Annotated in this window: 14 protein-coding genes and 2 pseudogenes; 9 read left to right on the top strand and 7 right to left on the bottom strand. The window is 54.1% G+C overall.

Annotated elements, in window-relative coordinates:
• Nucleotides 1-182 precede the first annotated feature (182 nt).
• From pilB to V6U78_RS07680, 3 genes are read left to right on the top strand one after another with little or no spacing between them, the layout of a single operon-like run.
• A complete protein-coding gene (gene pilB / locus V6U78_RS07670; protein WP_405339083.1) occupies nt 183-1895 on the top strand; it encodes a type IV-A pilus assembly ATPase PilB in 1713 nt (570 codons plus the stop codon).
• Nucleotides 1896-1899: 4 nt separating this feature from the next.
• Nucleotides 1900-3120: a type II secretion system F family protein gene (locus V6U78_RS07675; RefSeq protein WP_405339085.1), complete on the top strand. Its 1221-nt coding sequence runs from the start codon at nt 1900-1902 to the stop codon at nt 3118-3120.
• On the top strand, nt 3120-3959 hold the full coding sequence (locus tag V6U78_RS07680; RefSeq protein WP_405339087.1) for a prepilin peptidase: 840 nt from the start codon (nt 3120-3122) through the stop codon (nt 3957-3959). The genes V6U78_RS07675 and V6U78_RS07680 overlap by 1 nt, the downstream gene beginning before the upstream one ends.
• Here the strand turns inward: V6U78_RS07680 and V6U78_RS07685 are convergent.
• Nucleotides 3956-6019, bottom strand: coding sequence for a putative bifunctional diguanylate cyclase/phosphodiesterase (locus tag V6U78_RS07685; RefSeq protein ID WP_405339089.1), 2064 nt, complete (start codon nt 6017-6019; stop codon nt 3956-3958). The two genes, V6U78_RS07680 and V6U78_RS07685, sit on opposite strands and share 4 nt — an antisense overlap.
• 281 nt (nt 6020-6300) lie before the next feature.
• Here V6U78_RS07685 and V6U78_RS07690 point away from each other — a divergent pair, with 281 nt between their 5' ends.
• Both V6U78_RS07690 and V6U78_RS07695 read left to right on the top strand, forming a co-directional pair.
• Nucleotides 6301-7470, top strand: coding sequence for an FIST signal transduction protein (locus V6U78_RS07690; protein ID WP_405339091.1), 1170 nt, complete (start codon nt 6301-6303; stop codon nt 7468-7470).
• Nucleotides 7467-9929 (top strand): hybrid sensor histidine kinase/response regulator, encoded by a 2463-nt coding sequence (locus V6U78_RS07695; RefSeq protein ID WP_405339093.1) that lies wholly within the window; start codon nt 7467-7469, stop codon nt 9927-9929. Before V6U78_RS07690 ends, V6U78_RS07695 begins: the two co-directional genes overlap by 4 nt.
• Here V6U78_RS07695 and V6U78_RS07700 read toward each other — a convergent pair.
• The 4 genes and pseudogenes from V6U78_RS07700 to V6U78_RS07715 all read right to left on the bottom strand — a co-directional run.
• Nucleotides 9917-11188: a replication-associated recombination protein A gene (locus tag V6U78_RS07700; protein ID WP_405339095.1), complete on the bottom strand. Its 1272-nt coding sequence runs from the start codon at nt 11186-11188 to the stop codon at nt 9917-9919. The two genes, V6U78_RS07695 and V6U78_RS07700, sit on opposite strands and share 13 nt — an antisense overlap.
• Nucleotides 11189-11250: 62 nt before the next feature.
• Nucleotides 11251-11874 carry an outer membrane lipoprotein chaperone LolA gene (gene lolA / locus V6U78_RS07705; RefSeq protein WP_405339097.1) on the bottom strand — a complete coding sequence of 208 codons (624 nt, stop codon included), beginning with the start codon at nt 11872-11874 and terminating at the stop codon, nt 11251-11253.
• Between the two features lie 29 nt (nt 11875-11903).
• A pseudogene (locus V6U78_RS07710) lies at nt 11904-13370 on the bottom strand (DNA translocase FtsK); the annotation flags it as partial.
• A 354-nt stretch (nt 13371-13724) separates the two neighbouring features.
• Nucleotides 13725-14417: pseudogene (locus V6U78_RS07715) on the bottom strand (DNA translocase FtsK 4TM domain-containing protein); the annotation flags it as partial.
• Between V6U78_RS07715 and aat the strand changes: the two are divergent.
• From aat to infA, 3 genes are all read left to right on the top strand, one after another.
• Nucleotides 14412-15119: a leucyl/phenylalanyl-tRNA--protein transferase gene (gene aat / locus V6U78_RS07720; protein ID WP_405339099.1), complete on the top strand. Its 708-nt coding sequence runs from the start codon at nt 14412-14414 to the stop codon at nt 15117-15119. The pseudogene V6U78_RS07715 and the gene aat sit on opposite strands and share 6 nt — an antisense overlap.
• Nucleotides 15116-15868: an arginyltransferase gene (locus V6U78_RS07725; protein ID WP_405339101.1), complete on the top strand. Its 753-nt coding sequence runs from the start codon at nt 15116-15118 to the stop codon at nt 15866-15868. Before aat ends, V6U78_RS07725 begins: the two co-directional genes overlap by 4 nt.
• A 121-nt stretch (nt 15869-15989) precedes the next feature.
• On the top strand, nt 15990-16208 hold the full coding sequence (gene infA / locus V6U78_RS07730; RefSeq protein WP_027849523.1) for a translation initiation factor IF-1: 219 nt from the start codon (nt 15990-15992) through the stop codon (nt 16206-16208).
• A 76-nt stretch (nt 16209-16284) separates the two neighbouring features.
• On the opposite strand, the gene clpA is transcribed toward infA, so the two are convergent.
• Together clpA and clpS are read right to left on the bottom strand one after the other, a co-directional pair.
• On the bottom strand, nt 16285-18558 hold the full coding sequence (clpA, locus tag V6U78_RS07735) for an ATP-dependent Clp protease ATP-binding subunit ClpA (protein WP_405339103.1): 2274 nt from the start codon (nt 18556-18558) through the stop codon (nt 16285-16287).
• A gap of 81 nt (nt 18559-18639) precedes the next feature.
• Nucleotides 18640-18978 carry an ATP-dependent Clp protease adapter ClpS gene (clpS, locus tag V6U78_RS07740; RefSeq protein ID WP_405339511.1) on the bottom strand — a complete coding sequence of 113 codons (339 nt, stop codon included), beginning with the start codon at nt 18976-18978 and terminating at the stop codon, nt 18640-18642.
• Between the two features lie 327 nt (nt 18979-19305).
• On the opposite strand from clpS, the gene V6U78_RS07745 reads away from it, so the two are divergent.
• A complete protein-coding gene (locus V6U78_RS07745) occupies nt 19306-19986 on the top strand; it encodes a pseudouridine synthase (RefSeq protein ID WP_405339105.1) in 681 nt (226 codons plus the stop codon).
• Nucleotides 19987-20031 lie beyond the last annotated feature (45 nt).

Below are 20031 nucleotides of genomic sequence, written 5' to 3' on the forward strand. Positions count from 1 at the left end.
TATGTCAGCTTTAAAGCAACATCTTGTTGATCTAGCTCAGATCAGGCAAGATTGATTTCAGGCTCAATAGCCATTTGGTTGAGCTGATGCGCCAACTATGTAATATTCTGTTACGTTTTGCAACCTTTCACTTGCATTCCGCCCCTCCATTTTTACTTTTAGCTATACAAGGCGGTTGATCTATGGTCGATGTCTCCAACCCACAGACGCTCAGCCCTTTGGCGAAGCGCTTGATTCGCGAAGGCTTGATGGATGAAGCCAATGCCCTGAGTGCGCAACACAAGGCCAAGGATGAGCAGATTTCTTTTAGCCAGTATCTGACTGCACATGGCTTGGTCGATAGTGAAGTGCTGGCCAGCCTGATCGCAGAAGAATTTGGCCTGCCCTATCTCAACCTGAGCCTGCTCGACCCAGCTCTGCTCCCCAAAAAGGTGGTTGATGAGCAGCTGCTGCGTAAACATCAGGTGGTGCCGGTTTATCGGCGTGGCAATCAGCTGACGCTGGCCCTGTGCACCCCAAGCAATATGGCGGCGGTGGATGAAATCCAGTTTCAAACCGGGATGACGGTCAACCCGATTATTGCTGCTGAAAACCAAATCGTGCAGCTACTTGAATCCAGCCTTGAAATCGATATGGGTGGCCTTGGCAATCTGGATCTGACTGAACTCGAGCAGATGGAAGCCACAGAGGGCACGCTGACCGGCGCTTTAGAGCATCAGGTCGGCGGCGCGGATGATGCCCCCATCGTCAAGTTCGTCAACAAGGTGCTGCTGGATGCCATCCGCCGTCAGGCTTCGGATATTCACTTTGAGCCCTATGAGCAGAGCTATCGCGTACGCTTTCGTATGGATGGCATCTTACAAGAAATCACCCGTCCGCCCCTGTCACTGCGCAGCCGTCTGGCCGCGCGTCTCAAAGTCATGGCACGGATGAATATTTCTGAGCGACGTATTCCACAAGATGGCGCGATCAAAATGCGCTTGTCGGCGACCCGGACGGTGGATTTTCGTGTGAACACGCTCCCCACCCTCTGGGGCGAGAAGATCGTACTGCGGATCTTGGATGCCGAAAGCGCCAAGATGGGCATCGAACAGCTGGGCTTTGAGCCAGAACAGCGCGCCTTGTTTGAAGAGGCGCTTGAGAAGCCCCAAGGCATGATTTTGGTGACAGGGCCAACGGGCAGTGGGAAAACCGTGACCCTCTATTCGGGGCTGCATCGTCTGAATACGCCTGAACGCAATATTGCTACCGCCGAAGATCCGGTTGAGATCAATATGGAAGGCGTTAATCAGGTGCATGTAAACACCAAGGTGGGGCTGGATTTTGCCACGGCCTTGCGCGCCTTCTTGCGTCAGGATCCCGATGTGGTCATGGTCGGTGAGATCCGTGATCTTGAAACCGCAGAGGTGGCGATTAAAGCTGCGCAGACAGGCCATTTGGTGCTTTCTACCTTGCACACCAACTCGGCTGCTGCCACCCTGAGCCGCTTGATGAATATGGGCATCCCCACCTATAACCTCGCTTCTTCTTTGCAGCTGATTATTGCCCAGCGCTTGGCGCGACGCTTGTGTCGTCACTGCCGTACACCTGAAACCAAGCCACATCAAGCCTTACTGGATTTAGGTTTTACCAGCGAAGAACTCGAGACCCACACCCTCTATCAACCCAAGGGTTGCCCGCAATGCAATCTAGGCTACAAGGGCCGAGTGGGGATATATGAGACAGTCAAAATGACACCTGAGCTGGCTGAGCTGATCCTAACCGGCGGCTCGGTACTGGATTTTGACCGTCTGGCACGACGCCAGGGTTTTCATGATTTGCGTCAATCGGCACGAGTGAAGGTCTTGCAGGGCCTGACCAGTGTCGATGAACTTGCACGCGTGACGATGGAGTAAAGGCATGGCCAAGAAGGGCAATAAAACCGCAATCTATGTCTGGCAAGGCACGGATAGCCGCAATCGTAAAGTCAAGGGCGAGATGGAGTCCGAGGATATCAATCTCGTACGGGCCAAGCTGCGCGAACAGGGTATCCAACCCAAAAAAGTCCATAAAAAATCAGCTCTGGCACAAATCAAGCTTGGTCAGGGCATTACCGCGCGCGATATCACTCTTTTTGCGCGCCAGCTGGCCACGATGATGAAGGCCGGCGTCCCTATCGTGCAGGCGATGAGCATCTCGATTGAAGGCCAAACCAAAAGCAGTATGCGCGCCCTGCTGGTCGATCTGCGTGATCAGGTCGCTGCGGGCACGCCGGTGGCCCAAGCTCTGCGCCGCCACCCCAAGATTTTTGATCCTCTCTTTTGTAGCCTGGTGGATGCAGGCGAGCAATCTGGTTCGTTAGAGACCATGCTTGAGCGGGTCGCCAGCTATAAAGAACGCATGGAAAGCCTAAAGAACAAGATAAAAAAAGCCCTCTATTATCCAGGTTTTGTCATGGTGCTCGGCCTCGGTGTGGCCGCCCTGCTCTTAATCAAGGTGGTGCCCCAGTTTGAGAATATGTTTGCCAGCTTTGGCGCTGAACTGCCCGCTTTTACCCAGCTGGTGATCAACCTGTCGCGCTTTATGCAGGCTTGGTGGTATCTGGTCTTTGGTGGCCTTGGCTTGGCTTTTTATCTGATTTTATTTTTCCGCAAACGCTCGCCCAAGTTCGAGTATCGCTTTAGCCAGATGACGCTCAAAGCACCGATTTTTGGCACGCTGCTTCATCAGTCGGCCGTGGCGCGTTTTTCACGCACGCTGGCCACCGCCTTTGCTGCTGGGGTGCCATTAGTGGATGCGCTAGAAGCCGCCTCAGCCTCGACCAATAACAGCGTCTATCAACGTCACTTGCTCAAAGTGGCGGATGATGTCGCGACGGGGCAACAGTTGAACTTTGCGCTGAAAAATGGCGGCCTCTTTCCCACGATGGTGAACCAGATGGTCGCCATCGGTGAGGAGTCTGGCGCCTTGGATACCATGCTGACCAAGGTCGCTGATTTTTATGAAGAAGAGGTCAACACCCTGGTTGAAAGCTTAACCAGTCTCCTTGAGCCTCTGGTGATCGTGGTGCTGGGCCTGCTGGTCGGTGGTTTGGTCATCGCGATTTATCTGCCCATTTTCGAGATGGGAAGTATCTTCTAATGTTGATCTCTAGCTTGGCCCCACTCATGGGGCTTTTCCTGTTCGGGCTCATCATTGGCAGTTTTTTAAATGTGGTGATCTATCGCCTGCCGCTACAAATGCGCCGCGCCTGGGGTGAGACCGACCTGCCTGAAATGAATATTGCCTGGCCAGCATCACACTGCCCCAGCTGTCAGACCCCCCTGCGCTGGTGGCATAATCTGCCGCTGATCAGCTGGCTCACACTCAAAGGCCACTGTGGCTTTTGTGCCGCTGATATTCCACTGCGCTACCCACTGATTGAACTCAGCGCGGGCCTGCTGGCGGTGCTGCTGGTCGCACAGCTGGGTTGGGGCTGGACCAGTTTCGCCTGGGTGGCGTGGAGCTGGGTGCTGCTGACGCTACTGATGATTGACTGGCAAGAGTATTTATTGCCGGATGTGCTGACGCTGCCGTTACTCTGGGCAGGATTGATCCTTCACTGGCTCACGGGCAGCAACCTAGAGTTTGATCAAGCGTTTTTAGGTGCCATCCTGGGTTATCTTAGCCTCTGGAGCCTGTATTGGCTGTTCAAACTGCTGACCGGGCGTGAGGGCATGGGCTTTGGCGATTTTAAGCTCCTCGCTGCCTTGGGGGCTTGGCTGGGAGCACCAGCGCTACTGCCAATCATTATGCTCTCAGCGCTTTCAGGCTTGCTCTTGGCCTTGCTGATCAAGCTCAAAAAGCAATGGCAGAATCAACCCTTGGCTTTTGGACCACATCTGATTCTTGCCGCCCTTGCTGTGAAGCTCGGCGGCTGGCCACTGATGGAAGCACTCCAGCTGGGTGATTGGTTGCGTCTGACTGGCTGGGCGTTTTAAGCCTGAAAGGCCGACCACCAGGCGACAAAATCATCGGCGGATAGCGGCTGGCTGAGCAGATAGCCTTGAATTTCCGTCACACCGAGCGCGTCAACATAATCCCGTTGACGCTGATTCTCGACCCCTTCAGCAATGGTGGCAATATTCAGGCCTTGGCAGAGGGAGGTCAGGGATTTGATAATCGCGCGATCGCGCCGACCACGGGTAATATCCTTGACAAAGGCGCGGTCGATCTTAAGACTATCAAGCGGAAAACGCAGCAGGTATTCCAGTGAAGAAAAGCCAATACCAAAGTCATCAATCGCAATCTGAAAACCCAGTTCGCGCAGCTGATGCAACAAGGCAATACTGGCTTGGGGATCTTGCATCGCGACACTTTCAGTAATTTCCAGCTTGATCTGTCGCGGCTGGATCTGGTGCTGGCTCACCGCACGCACCAGCTGCTCAGCGAGATCTGGCTGGGCAAACTGCATCGGCGACAGGTTGATCCCCATTCTCAGTGGCTGATCTGCACTGCACACCCCCTGCTGCTGCCACTGGCTCAGCTGCCAGCAGGCATGCTGCATCACCCATTCACCTAGATGATGGATCAGGCCCAGCTCTTCTAACAGCGGAATAAACACCGTAGGCGAGATCCACCCCTTCTCGGGATGCTGCCAGCGCAACAAGGATTCAACCCCCACCACTCGCCCCTGCTCTAGATTGAGCTGAGGCTGATAGGCCAGCGTAAAGGCCTCTTGCTCAACGGCACGACGCAGCTCGCTTTCTAAGCTCAGACGCTGCGCCAGCTGATCGATCTCACCTGGCTGGTAGATCGCCAACGTCATCTGGCTGGATGCCTCTTGCGCGCGCAGGGCACGCTGCGCAAAACGCAACAGATCATAAGCTTGACTGCCCTGATCCGGCGCACAGCTAGCCCCCACCTTGAGCGACAAAATTAAATCCTGCTCAGCCAGCGACCACTGACGCAGCAATGGCTTAAGCTGTTCTTTGAGCTGCTGCTTAGCCGCTTCTTCGCTCAGGTGAGCCGTTGTGCAACACAAGGCGAAAGAAGAACCTTCCAAACGGGCAACCTGCCCAAATGGACCGGCGCATTTTTGTAGCTGCTGAGCAAAAAGCATCAGCAGTTGATCTGTCGCGGCGACACCCAACACATCACTGATCTGGTGCAGACGCTGAATTTGAATCACTAGCACCCACAGCTGTTGCTGGGCCGCGCGCTGCTCAAGACTGGCCTCTAAACCAACCAGAAAAAGCTTGCGATTGGGCAAACCCGTTAATACATCATGGTGGCTTAAATAATCAGCCTGAGATTCAAGCGAGCGCAAGGGTGTCAAATCTTGAATGGCACCAATTAAACGCCGCGTTAGCTTGTGTTTTTGCCCCATCATTTTCAGCACGCAAGGCCGACCTTGGGATTCACAACGCACTTCAAGATCAAAAGCCTGGCCTGTTTTGAGACTATCCACAATGATCGCCTCAAAACGCGCGCGCTCCTCTGGCACCACCCACTCAATAACTCCCGCTAAATGCACCGGCGGCTTGGCAATATAGGCTTCTAAAAAAGTTGGCGCATTAAGCCAATTGACCTGCTGCGCATAGGGATCATATTCCCAGTAGCACAAGCCAGCCAGTTGACGGGCGCTTTCTTGCAAGGAACGCGCATGACGCAGCTCCCGCTCTCTTTCAGCGCCTCGCAAGGCATAGCGTACCCGCTGTTTGAGCAAACAGAGATTAATCGGCTTGGTGATAAAGTCTGTGGCGCCCAGCTCAAAGGCGCGTTCAATCGAGGCCAGATCATCGCTGCCGGTCAACATCATAATCGGGCAATCACCCTCTGGATCCAGCTCACGCAAGCGCGCACTGGCTGTAAAGCCATCCATCTCTGGCATACAAACATCCATCAAGACCAGATCAGGTCGATGTATCGGCCAGAGTTTCAGCGCTTCCAATCCATTGCAGGCCTCGATAACCTGGTAGCCAGCCTGCATTAAGCCGCGCCCGACCAGCAGCCTGATTTCTGGGGCATCTTCAACCAGCAATAGCTTAGGTGGATTCACAGAGGCTCCTCGTTGATTGCATTTTTTATGCGCTTTGACTGCCAATAAACCACCAACGGCATCACTTTTCAATACAAAAAGACACAAAAAGGCGCTTTAATAAACCAAGGAGCCTCTGATCAACGTCATGAGCGCAGGTCAGGCCAATTTCAACACCGCATCACCAAGCGCAAGAGTTAAGCAGAGGTCTTCTAACTGATCTCCTGCTCCACAAAACTCAGTGGCCGCATCTCTTTTTTTATATACTGAGCGCTATGCCTTCAATTCAAGAGGATCTCACCATGCAGCTTTCTTTTTGCCCATCTGCGGATTTTGACCAGCTCAAACAGGCCTTAACGGCATTAGAGGCGCAAAACGAGATTCATAGCGCCCTAGTCTTTGCTGCTGATGCCAATGGCTGGAGCGATGAACAGCTCAATCCGCTGCTGACCCGCTCACGCCTGACACTGGTCGGCGGCCTTTTTCCACAGATCATCTACCAGCATCAGGCCTACGAGCAAGGCTTTGTATTACTGGCGCTAAGCACACCTCTTGATTGGGCCGTTATCCCTGGGTTGAGCGATCCAGAGCAAGATTTTGATGCACCGCTTGAAGCCCTCGCCGATGCTTGGGAAGCCTCGGATCACGAGGAACAGGCGGCCACGCATCTGCTGCTGGTGGATGGTTTGGCCACCCGCATTGCCACCTTGATTGAATCTGTCTTTGATCAGTTTGGGTTAGCGCATCCCCATATCGGCGGCGGTGCCGGTTCACTGAGTTTTGAACAAAAGCCTTGTATCATCACGCCAGAGGGCTTAATGATGGATGTGGCTTTATTAGCACGCCTGCCACTACGAGCCAGTTTAGGCGTTGCCCATGGCTGGCAGCCGATTAGCCTGCCAATGGAAGTCACCCGCGCTCATAAAAACGAAGTGCATCAGTTAAATTGGCAGCCTGCTTTTCAACGCTATCAAACTGAAATTGAAGCCCATAGCGGCCAAAAGATCAGTGCAGACAGCTTTTTTGATCTTGCGAAATCCTATCCGCTCGGCATCAATCGCCTTGGAGCAGAGCTGCTGGTGCGTGATCCCCTGCTGGTCAAAAACCAATCCACGCTGGTGTGTGTCGGTGAGGTACCCGAAGGGGCGCTGGTGCGCCTACTGACTGGCAGCCCAGCCAGCTTGATTGAGGCTGCAGGGCAAGCCACCTTGGATGCTGAGCGCCTTTGGCAGCAACAAAATACGCATGATGCCGAGATCACGCTAGTGATAGACTGTATTTCCCGGGTCTTGTTTATGGGAGAGCAGATCAATCAAGAGCTGGCACAAACTGGCACAGCTCGTCCGCAGTTCGGTGTGTTGTCTCTGGGTGAGATCGCCAATGCGGGACAGGATTATCTCGCTTTTTATAATAAAACCATCGTTGTCGGGCTACTCGGCCAAGACAAAGGCGTGACAGGAACGACTGAGTGAAGAACGCACATCCGACTGAGCTCTTGTATGAAATCGCCCTCTCTATCGGCAATAGCCTAGACCTGAAACAGGTACTGAAAGAAAGCGGCTCAACCCTATTGCGCGTTCTGAATGCACAGCGCTGCCGCGTGCTGAGCTACCAGCAGCAGGCCGACACCAACCAGCTGCTGTGGACCCATGAACTGGCACTACCGAAGGATCGCAGCTTAAAGAATCTGAGCCAGCTTGAGGACCAAGCAGCGGCAGAGCTGCATCTGCAACTTCAGGATGGCTTTACCCTGCCGCGACAGGCCTCACAGCTCGTACAACTTGAGGCACAGCTGCCACTGGAGATCACAAGAGCACAAGGGTCGAGTTATCTGCTCAATCTGAGCGGCTTTGGCATTCTGATCCTTCAGCAACACACATCCAATCTGAGCAAGGAGTTTCTGGCCTCACTGCAAAAATTGATGCATAAGCTCGCGACGGCGGCTCTGGCCTGTCGTTATGAGCAGCAGCTGCAAACCCAGATTCGGGTGGCTCAGGCAGCCAACCTGGCCAAAAGCCAATTCTTAGCCAACATGAGTCATGAAATCCGCACACCGATGAATGGCGTGCTGGGCATGTTGGATCTCGTGCTCTCCAGTCAGCTGGATCACGAGCAGCGTGAACATCTGGATCTGGCCAAGGTATCTGCCAAACACCTGCTGGATCTGATCAACCAGCTGCTCGATCTCTCTAAAATTGAAGCGGGTAAGTTTGATCTCCATTTAGAAGCCGTGGATCTGATCCAGCTGATCAGCAATCTGGTGAAATCTCTGGCTCCGCGCGCCTGGGAAAAAAACCTGGCGCTTCATTTTGATTTTGATCCCGACTGCCCACGCTTTGCCATGACGGACCCAGCTCGCTTGCGCCAGATCTTAACCAACCTGCTTGGCAATGCACTCAAGTTCACTCATCAAGGCAGCATCACACTGCGTATGCAGTATCAGGCGCAGGACGAGCTTCCCATGTTTCGTTTTTGCGTAGAAGATACTGGGATAGGCATTGCCGCTGAATCACTTGAGCGCATCCTGAAACCCTTTGAGCAGGGCGACAACTCCACCCAGCGCCAGTATGGCGGCACAGGGCTAGGCCTGACCATCACCCAGCAGCTGCTCAACTTACAGCAGGGGCAACTGAGTGTGACCAGTGTCCTCCACCACGGTAGCCTGTTTTGCGTTGATTTACCCCTCGCGCTCGCCAGCGCTGAAGATCTGAGCCAGCCTGCTCCAACCCAAGGATTGGCACAGCGGCATCTCCTGCTCGTCGATGATAGCCCGCTCAATCGGCGCGTCATCGGCGCTATGCTGGAGCACTTGGGAGCCTGCGTGACCTGTTGCAGCTCTGGCGCAGAGGCGATCATCCAGCTCCAACAAGGCTTACGGCCAGATCTGCTGCTGATGGATGCGCTGATGCCAGACATGGATGGCTATCAAGCCACGGCGGCCTTGCTCGAAGCGCAGCTGATCGAGGCCCACCAGGTGATGATTTTGACTTCATCCGCCATCGCCGGTGATGCCCAGCGCTGCCAACAACTGGGTATTACCCGTTATCTGGCCAAGCCCTTAAGTCTGAATGAGTTAAAGCGCGCGACGGAAGAGCAGCTTGGCATACAACCTGAACGCCATGCCGCCGATAGCCCTCACCCACTGGGGCAGCTACGACTCTTGGTGGCTGAAGATCACCCGATCAATCAGCGCCTGGTCATCAAGCTGCTAGAAAAGAAGGGCATCATGCCACTGGTGGCGCATAATGGCCTGGAGGCACTGCGCCTTTGGCAACAAGACACAGCACTGGATTGCATTTTGATGGATATCATGATGCCAGAAATGGATGGCGTTGAAGCCACACGCTCCATTCGCGCAGAAGAAGCGCGTCTTGGCCGCCCCCCTGTCCCGATTATCGCCATGACAGCGCATGCGATGCAGGGTGATGAGCAAACCTATCTGGCCGCAGGGATGAACGGCTATATCACCAAGCCTTTAGAAACCAAGAAGTTCTATGCAGAGCTAGAGAAGATTGCGGCCCAGCGCCAACCCAGCGCCAGAGTGGCCTCCCCAGAGACCAGCACCAACCTCAGATCAGCAACACGTCCCACACCCTCAATGAAGCTGGATTTTGATTGGCAAGAAGCGGTACAACAGCTGGGTGAAGATGAAGAGCTACTTAAAGAAGTGCTGGATCTTTTCTTGCAAGGTCTGGATGCGCAGCGCGCAGAGCTGGCTGAAGCCGTCCAGCAGCAAGACTATCCACGCATTGGGCAGCTGGCCCACACACTGAAAGGTCTTCTGGCCACCTTTGCCGCTCATGAAGCCAAAGCCCTCGCACAAGAAATGGAAGCCACAGCCAAGGCAGGACAGGCAAGCGAGGCCGCCTATCAAGCACTAGAAGCGCATCTCACTCACTTACTGCCACAGCTTCATGCTCAGCTTAATTGATCTTGTGCTGCCGCATCCAGCTGACGCAAGTAAGCCAGCTTGGCCGCGATCTTGGCTTCCAAACCCCGCTCCACTGGGTGGTAATAGCGTGTTCCGGCCAAGGCCTCGGGGAAATACTCCTCACCAGCGGCATAGGCCTCAGGCTCATCATGGGCATAGCGGTAAGCCGCACCATAACCCAGCTCTTGCATCAATCCAGTGGGTGCATTGCGCAAGGCCAAGGGCACTTCATAACTGGGTGTTTGCTTGACCTGCTGCCAAGCCGCCTTAAAGGCCTTATAAACAGCATTGGATTTGGGTGCGACCGCCAGATAAACCACAGCCTGAGCCAAGGCCAGCTCGCCTTCTGGCTGTCCTAAACGCTCCTGCGCTTCCCAGGCATTGAGCGCCAAAGTCAGCGCACGCGGATCGGCATTCCCCACATCCTCACTGGCAATACGCACCAAACGCCGCGCCAAATAAAGCGGATCACAGCCCCCATCCAACATACGGCACAGCCAGTACAAGGCCGCATCAGGCGCTGAGCCCCGCACAGCTTTATGCAAAGCCGAGATCTGATCATAAAAGGCCTCACCTTGACGATCAAAACGCCTTAAGCGCTCTTGAATCACCTGCTGCACGCTATCCAGATGAATCTGGCCTTGAGAGGCCAAATCGGCGGCCTGTTCAAGAAAGTTCAGCGCACGACGCGCATCACCATCGGCGGCCTGAATCAGCAGTTGTAAAGCTTCTTCATCCAGTTGCAAGGCCCGCTGGCCCAGCCCGCGCTCTGGATCTTCTACAGCCTGTCGCAGTAAATCCCGCAGGGCTTCATCGGCAAGAGGTTGCAGCACATAAACACGGGCACGAGACAAGAGGGCTGAGTTCAACGCAAAAGAAGGATTTTCAGTCGTGGCACCGATCAACACCAGCGTGCCATCTTCGATATAAGGCAAGAAGGCATCCTGCTGACTGGTGTTAAAGCGATGGATTTCATCAATAAATAACAGCGTCGGCTGCCCTTGTTGCTGCCGATACTGCTGAGCCTGCTGCACAGCCTGGCGGATCTCTTTCACACCGCTCATCACAGCAGATAGGCTTTGCAAGGGCAGGCTAGCCTGCTCAGCGATGAGGCGCGCCAGACTGGTCTTCCCGACTCCGGGCGGCCCCCAGAAGATCATCGAATGCCACTGTTTGGCTTCAAGTGCCAAGCGCAAAACCTGTCCCTTGCCCATCAGATGCGGCTGCCCGAGATATTCATCGAGCGTACGGGGGCGCATGCGTGCAGCCAAGGGCTGCCATGGCGGAGACGCTGGCTGGAGAAGATCGCTTTGCTGCACGGCTAGCCTTCTTGAATCACATCGACACCCGCAGGCGGTGTCCATTCAAACACCTGCGGGTCGATCTCTTGATTACGCTCCACTTCTCTCAAGCTGATCGAGGTGATTTGCCCCAGACTGTCCTCCAAGCCGAGACCCACCAGTTCACCTTGAAAAAAAGTCAGGCGGATTTCTTCCAGCAAACCCTGCGTCTCATCAAGTGGGCGCAAACGATAGATTTCGCGCCCAGCTTCTTCACGCAGTTGAATATGATAGGTCTGCGTCAGCGATTGGTCAGGATTGAGCAGCAGGCTCACTGGCGTTGCATCAAGCTGTGCATCAACGCGCTGATGGGTGGCCTGTAAAAGATCGGGATCATAAAGCCACAGATCACGTCCGTTGCTGATTAAGAGTTCAGGGTAGGGCTGCTCTGTTTCCCAGTAGATCTGGGCTGGCTGCTGCAACTGAAACCGCCCTTGAGACTGCTGTAAACGCTGCCCACGAGCATCCAGCAACTCCTGAGTAAAGCGCCCTTGCAAACTTTCTAGGGCTTGTAAATGAGCGCTTAAGCGCAGCGCTGGGTCTGCATAAAGTGGACTGCTCACCAGCCAAAAGGCCAGCAACAGCAAAGAAATCGATCGAGACATATCCTTCCTTAAAGTAAAAATGGCCGCCATCAGGACTGGCCCGCATGGGGCACCAGAAGTTCACGCTGGCCATTGGATTGCAAAGGCGACACCAGACCGGCCGCTTCCATGGCATCAATAAGACGCGCGGCGCGGTTATAGCCTATTTTAAAGCGCCGTTGAACAGATGAAGTCGAGGCACGTCCTTGCTCTAATACAAAGGCAACAGCCTCATCATAGAGCGCATCTTGTTCAGCACTGGCCTCTTCATCCTCCAAACCGGCCAAGGCTTGCGCCTCCACTGCTCCGGTCAAGACTTCTTCAATATACTGGGGCGGACTCACCTGCTTCCAGGCTTCGACCACCCGATGCACTTCAGAATCATCAACAAAGGCACAATGCACGCGCTCAGGCTGAGGCGCGCCCGTAGGCAGGTACAGCAGATCCCCCTGCCCAAGCAGCTGCTCCGCCCCACCCTGATCCAAAATGGTGCGCGAATCAATTTTGCTTGACACTTGAAACGCCACACGCGTTGGGATATTGGCTTTGATCAAACCCGTAATCACATCCACAGAAGGGCGCTGGGTAGCCAGAATCAAGTGGATACCAGCCGCGCGCGCCTTTTGTGCCAAGCGTGCAATCAACTCCTCGACCTTTTTACCGACAAGCATGATCATATCGGCAAATTCATCGACCACGACCACGATATATGGCAGAGGTTCGAGATAAAGCTCTTCACCTTCTGGCTGTTTGGGATGGCGGATACGCAAACCTTGGGCCGTCGCTTCAGCCAACCGCGCATTATAGCCATCGAGGTTGCGCACCCCGAGACTCGACATCAGCTGATAGCGCTTTTCCATTTCAGCGACACACCAACGCAGTGCGTGAGCCGCTTCTTTCATATCAGTGACCACCGGGCACAGCAGATGTGGGATGCCTTCGTAGACAGAAAGTTCCAGCATCTTGGGGTCGATCATGATCAAGCGCAGCTCTTCAGGACGACGTTGCAGCAGCAGCGACATCAGCATGGCGTTGATCCCAACTGACTTCCCTGATCCTGTGGTACCCGCAACTAGCAAATGCGGCATCTTGGCCAGATTCGCAATCACTGGCTGACCACTGATATCCAACCCAAGGCCAAGAGGCAGGGGATGCTGGTCTTGCTGATAAACGGGGGAAGCCAAAACCTGCTGTAAACGAATCAAAGCCCGCTGCGCATTGGGCAGTTCAACACCGATTGTGGATTTACCACTGATCACCTCCACAACACGCACACTGGGCACTTTTAAGGCGCGCGCCAGATCCAGCGAGAGATTCGCAACTCGGCTCGATTTCACACCAGCCGCCAGAGAAAGCTCAAAGCGTGTCACAACCGGCCCTGGATGCACTTCTTCGACCTCACTGCGCACGCCAAACTCACTCAAGCGCTGCTGGAGTTCGGCTGCCAACATCTCCAGATCATGATGCGAAAATCCCTGCGGCTGGGATGAAGGCGCATCTAGATCTTGTGGGCTGGGCGGTGCACCACCTGAACGAGATGCCGCCGCTGGCTGATGCAGATGCTCTATCGACACCACCTGCTGCGCCGATGTGGTTTCAGGCACAACCCAAGGCGGATCCAGATCGGGCTCTATGGCCTGTGATGCGGGTGGCGGTACAGGAGCCAAGCCTTGCGGCGATGATAAAACTGGCTCCTGCTCTAGACGGGGAGGCTGGGGGCGATGCACAACGCGGCCTGCCTGCGCGATCACCGAGGTCTCAGCTGCAGGCGCTCTCCAGGCTTGCCAGTGGTGCGTCAGATAGTTTTTTAACTTCGGCCATTGTGAGGCCAGCCAAGCATAGGCTTGAACTAAGCCGTGCCCGAGTTCGTCCATGACCGCCAGCCAAGAAAAACCACCCAGCAAAGAGACGCCCAGCAGCAATAAAGACAGCATCAACAAGGTGAGCCCAAGATGCCCTAACCAAGGCGCCAAACTACTGAGCAGACTGACACCCAAAATCCCGCCTGCACCATAAGGCAAACGAGAATCCAGGTTGAAATGCTGCGCGGCCAGACTCGCGACCGCCACCACCACAAGCAGCAGCCCCAGCAAACGCAAAGAAGGAATAAAAGGGCTCCAATCTTCTGCTTGCCAGGGTTGGCGCAGGAGTTGGATCGCCAAATGCGCCAAGGCCAGAGGAAGAAACCAGCCCCCTTGACCAAGCAGGGAGAAGACCACATCCGCCACCCAAGCACCGCTCAAGCCCATCCAGTTCTGCGCTGGAAGCTGAGCCACATTATGCCAGCCAGGGTCCTGTGCCTGGTAACTCAGCAGCGCCAAGAGCCCCATCACGGCCAGCAACGCCAATAACAAAGCACCGGCCTCATACAAGAGTGTGAGCAGGCGCTGAGTAAGCTGCTGACTTTTTTCCATCGCATCCGACATACAGAGCTGATTCCTTGTGATCCAATCGAGAAATAAACAAGGGCGCAAGGCTTGTTGCCCCGCCCAAAGGATTTTATGATGGCCATTTTTGTGCTGCGAGTCTAGCTCTCGCCGCATCAGACAGGCGACGCCATGCATTCACTGCCTTTTCTTGATGATCAACTCTGGTTTCCTCACCCAGATACCGCCTTGGACGAACCTAATGGCCTACTGGCTCTGGGAGGTGATCTCTCACCTGAGCGCTTGCTACTGGCTTATCAAAATGGCATTTTTCCTTGGTTTAATGAAGGCGAACCGCCACTGTGGTGGTCACCGGCACCACGCATGGTGCTTTTTCCTGCTGAAATAAAAATCAGTCGCAGTCTGAAAAAACGCCTGAGACGAGGGGATTTTGATCTCAGCATGAACCACGCCTTTGCCGAGGTCATTGGTCTCTGCGCTCAAGTGCGTCAAAACAAGGAAGGCACATGGATCAGCCCCGCCATGCAAAAGGCCTATCTGCGCTTGCATCAGATGGGCTATGCTCATTCTATCGAAGTCTGGCAAGCTGGACAGCTGGTGGGTGGCTTGTATGGTCTCAATCTGGGCGAGGTTTTTTTTGGTGAATCCATGTTCAGCCTGGTCAGCGATGCTTCCAAGGTGGCCTTAGCCAGTCTGGCGAACTGGATGCAACGCCATGCACCACAAGGCCTGATTGATTGCCAAGTCTATTCTGATCACCTCGCCAGTTTAGGCGCACGCGAAATAGAACGCGATGCCTTCTTGCACACCCTCGCTCTACGCGTACCTCAAGCACACTGGATCGCACAAGATCTTAACTGGGAGCTCGTTTGGCCATGACCACTTCTGGGGAACAGAATTTCACGCTCAAGTTCTACCAAACTCTGCCCCACTCCTGCAGCTATCTTGCTGGACGCGAGGCCACCACGCTGTTTCTGGATCCTGAGCGTGAGGTTAATGATGCGCTCTATACATCACTCACACTGATGGGGTTTCGACGCAGCGGACGTCATCTTTATCGCCCACATTGCCAAGCCTGCCAAGCCTGCCAATCTGTGCGGATTCCAGTGGCGGCCTTCTCACCGAACCGCCAGCAGCGTAAAATCTGGCGCCGTAATCAGGATCTCCATGCCCGCCGCCTGCCAACACGCTTTAACGAAGAGCACTATGCACTCTACCAGCGCTATCTCGAGGCACGCCATGCCGATGGGGATATGTATCCACCATCACTGCATCAATACCAGAGTTTTCTGATGATTGATCAGCCTTGGGCTGAGTTGATTGAGCTGCGTGATGCCAACCAACGTCTACTGGGTGTCGCGGCGGTTGACTATCTGCAACTGGGTTTATCGGCTATCTATACCTTTTTTGCGCCAGAAGAAGAGAAACGCAGCCTGGGGACCTATGCCATCTTGTGGCAAATCGAGCAGACGCGCCAATTGGGGCTGGAGCATCTTTATCTGGGCTACTGGATACAGAACTGCCGCAAGATGCGCTACAAGCAAAACTTCCAACCCTTAGAGGTGCTACAAGGCCAGCATTGGCGGCCATTGATCCCGATCGAAACCAGCGAGGAAGCCGATCTCTAACACCACCAACACGCCTCAACCAGCGGCGGAAAAAGGCGCTCGACCAGAGAAGCCTTTGCGCTTTGCGAAAAAATCAGGCAGAATGCTCGCGATTTTTTATAACTTCAGAGGTTACTGCCGAATGGCGAAAGAAGATCATATCGAAATGGAAGGTGTTATTATCGACACCCTGCCTAACACCATGTTTCGCGTTGAATTAGAAAATGGCCACGTTCTGACTGCACACATTTCCGGCAAAATGCGTAAAAACTACATTCGCATTTTAACTGGCGATAAGGTTAAGGTAGAGCTTTCGCCCTACGACCTGACCAAAGGCCGCATCACCTACCGCGCGCGCTAGGCCTCACTGCTGCTGTCACCATGTGATCAGTAAAGAAAACCCCGCACTTGGCGGGGTTTAAGTTTTTGCTGATCAGCTAGACCACTTCTTGCGCCGAAGCCGCAGCTTCATACTTGAGCTTCAAGCCATCTTTATTGGCTGTGATATAAACCACACCACCTTGCTCTGCCAGAGCACCAAAAAGAATCGCTTCGGCCATTGGCTTTTTGATCTGCTCTTGGATCAAACGCGCCATAGGTCGCGCACCCATCGCCTGATCATAGCCTTGCTCTGCCAACCAAGCGCGAGCTTTCGCATCCACCTCCAGCACCACCTTCTTATCATCCAGCTGGGCCTGCAGCTCGACGAGGAACTTGTCGACCACATTCTTGATGACTTCAGCATCCAGTGGCTTGAACTGAATCACCGCATCCAAGCGATTGCGGAACTCAGGCGTAAAGAGCTTGCGCAAGGCCTCCATACCATCGGTTGTATGATCCTGATGCTGGAAACCGATCGAGCGGCGCGCCATCGCCTCAGCGCCTGCATTGGTGGTCATCACCAGTATCACATTACGAAAATCTGCTTTGCGGCCATTGTTATCCGTTAAGGTACCGTGATCCATCACCTGCAACAGCAGATTAAAGACTTCTGGGTGGGCCTTTTCGATCTCATCCAGCAGCAAAACGCAATGCGGGTGCTTGGTAATCGCCTCGGTCAGCAAGCCACCTTGGTCATAGCCCACATAGCCAGGAGGCGCACCGATCAGCCGCGAAACTGTATGCCGCTCCATATACTCAGACATATCAAAGCGCACTAGCTCAATGCCCAATGTCCGCGCCAGCTGCTTGGTGACCTCGGTCTTACCGACGCCGGTAGGACCAGCAAACAAGAAGGCACCAATGGGCTTCTCTGGTGCTTTCAATCCAGCTCGTGAGAGCTTGATTGCATTAGAAAGCGCCTCGATGCCTTCATCCTGACCAAAGACCAGCATCTTGAGATCCCGCTCCACATTGCGCAGCACTTCTTTATCATTGCTGGAAACAGTCTTCGGCGGTATGCGCGCCATCTTGGCCACGATGGCTTCGATCTCGGCACTGGTGATCACCTCGACGCGCTGATCCGCAGGCAGCAGTTGCTGATAGGCGCCTGCCTCATCGACCACGTCGATCGCCTTATCCGGCAAGTGGCGATCATTAATATAGCGATCCGCTAAACGCGCCGCTGTTTCAAGGGCTTTATCGTCATAGCGCAGCTGATGGTGCCACTCAAAACGCTCTTTCAAGCCTTTAAGGATACCAATGGTGTCTTCAACGCTCGGCTCAGGTACATCCACCTTCTGGAAGCGACGCGCCAAGGCACGATCCTTTTCAAAAATACCGCGAAACTCCTGAAAGGTTGTGGAACCGATACAGCGCAGCTCGCCACTGGATAAGCGTGGCTTGAGCAGATTAGAAGCATCCATCACGCCACCGGAGGCGGCACCAGCACCAATGATGGTGTGGATTTCATCCACAAATAAAATGGCTTCTGGGCGTTTTTTCAGTTCATGCAACAAGGCCTTGAGGCGCTTTTCAAAATCACCACGATATTTGGTGCCAGCCAGCAGCGCACCAAGATCCAGAGAATAGACAACCGCCCTGGCAATCACCTCTGGCACCTGACCATCGACAATACGTTTCGCCAGACCTTCAGCAATAGCTGTTTTGCCGACACCGGCCTCGCCCACCAAGAGCGGATTGTTTTTGCGCCGACGAGCCAGGACCTGAATCACGCGCTCGACTTCATCCTCACGCCCAACCAGCGGATCGATGCGCCCTTGACGCGCTTGCTCATTCAGATCAGCGACAAAAGAAAACAGCGGATGATTGGCGTTTTGCTCACCGCCTTCTTCTGCACCTTGATAGTCATTATCCCGCTGCTCATGGTCATCTTCTATCTTGGCAATGCCGTGCGAAATAAAGTTCACCACATCCACGCGGGTCACTTCCTGCTGTTTCAGAAAGAAGACGGCCTGGCTTTCTTGCTCACTAAAAATGGCCACCAGCACATTGGCGCCATTCACCTCGCCTTTACCGGAGGATTGAACATGGAAAACAGCCCGCTGGAGAACGCGCTGAAAACCGAGAGTGGGCTGGGTTTCGCGCCCTTCAGCATCAGCAGGAATCACCGGTGTGGTGCCTTGAATAAAATGGCTGAGCTCTTGACGCAATTGATCGAGGCTCGCTCCGCAGGATTGCAATACCTGCGCAGCGGAGCGGTTATCTAATAAGGCTAGCAGGAGATGCTCAACGGTCATAAATTCGTGACGTTGGCGTCTGGCTAGGGTGAAGGCTTCGTTCAATGTGTGTTCTAGGTCTTTACTCAGCATCTGCTTACCCTCACTTACCCAACTGGGACACTTTCTTGAAAAAGAAACGATCTAAGGATCGCCCTACGCGCGTAGGTTGCCCTACTCGCTTTCTGCTGCTTCAACCTGACACATCAGTGGATGCTGGTGCTCTCGCGCATGATCCACCACCTGCGCTGCCTTGGTTTCGGCGATATCTTTCGGATACACACCACACACAGCATAGCCTTGATGATGCACTGCCAGCATGGTCGCCGAGGCGCGCTCCATATCCATATAGAAAAACTGCATCAAGATTTCAATCACAAAGTCCATTGGCGTGTAATCATCATTGAGCATGATGACCTTGTATAAAGATGGCTGCTTCAATTGCGGCTTGGCCGTGACTGTCGCTAATCCGAGATCGCCATCTTCATTTTCTTCATGGTGAGTGTGATTCATAATGACTGAATCACGATTGACCCGCTCTAACTTCAACTGACCTTCCTCCACGCATTCGGTTCCGTTCACACTCAGGCTTGATCTTGACTGACCGCGCTGAACCTCAATTAAAAAATAGGGTGCTTTGATCTGAATCACAAGTGCTGCAGCCTATTCTAGGCTGAATTCTTGCACAACTCAGCAAAACTCATCCCAGACAGCAGCTCAGACAGGATTAATCAGGTAGAATACCTGCTGCACACTGAGAAGCCTAACCTAGCGATGCCTTCTCTTCTCGGCGCTGGCCTGATAGCGCCCATTTTACCTGATGACCACGAGTCCTAGCTGATGAGCGATCTTTACCTTTTTTACAAGCCCTACCAAGTGCTCTCTCAATTCACCGATGATAAGGGGCGCACCACGCTCAATGATTTTATCCGCCAGCCAGGCATCTATCCTGCTGGGCGTTTAGACTATGACTCAGAAGGTTTGTTGCTGCTGACCGACGATGGCCAGCTACAAGCGCGCATCACCCACCCTGAATTCAAGCTGCCCAAAACCTATTGGGTGCAGGTTGAAGGCCAGGTGACCGATGAAGCACTCAAGGCCCTCAGCGAGGGGGTTGAACTCAACGACGGCAAAACCCGTCCTGCACGCGCACGCCACTTCACACCACCGAAAAATCTACCTGAGCGCAGCGAACCAGTACAACCTCGTCCAGGCTTAGGGACAAGCTGGATCGAAATCACCCTGATCGAAGGACGCAATCGTCAAGTGCGCCGCATGACAGCGCATGTTGGCTTTCCAACTCTGCGCTTGATTCGCTGGTCGATTGGCAGCTGGTCACTAGAGAAGATGCGCCCCGGCCAACTCAAGCAAACGCGAGTACACCTGCCCACTCAAGAGCGCAAGGTTGCCTTGAAACCACGCAAAAAAGGTGTCAACCCAGCCGCAGAGAGCAGTAGCACACCGGCTCGTCCTGCCAGCCCGAAAAAATCGCATCGCCGCCCAGATCATCGCCCCAAATAGCCGATCATCCCATGCGCCTCTGATCAACGCAGCCTAAGCAAGCGC

Origin of the sequence: Marinospirillum alkalitolerans, from assembly GCF_045055655.1 — a bacterium.
Lineage (GTDB): Bacteria > Pseudomonadota > Gammaproteobacteria > Pseudomonadales > Halomonadaceae > Marinospirillum > Marinospirillum alkalitolerans.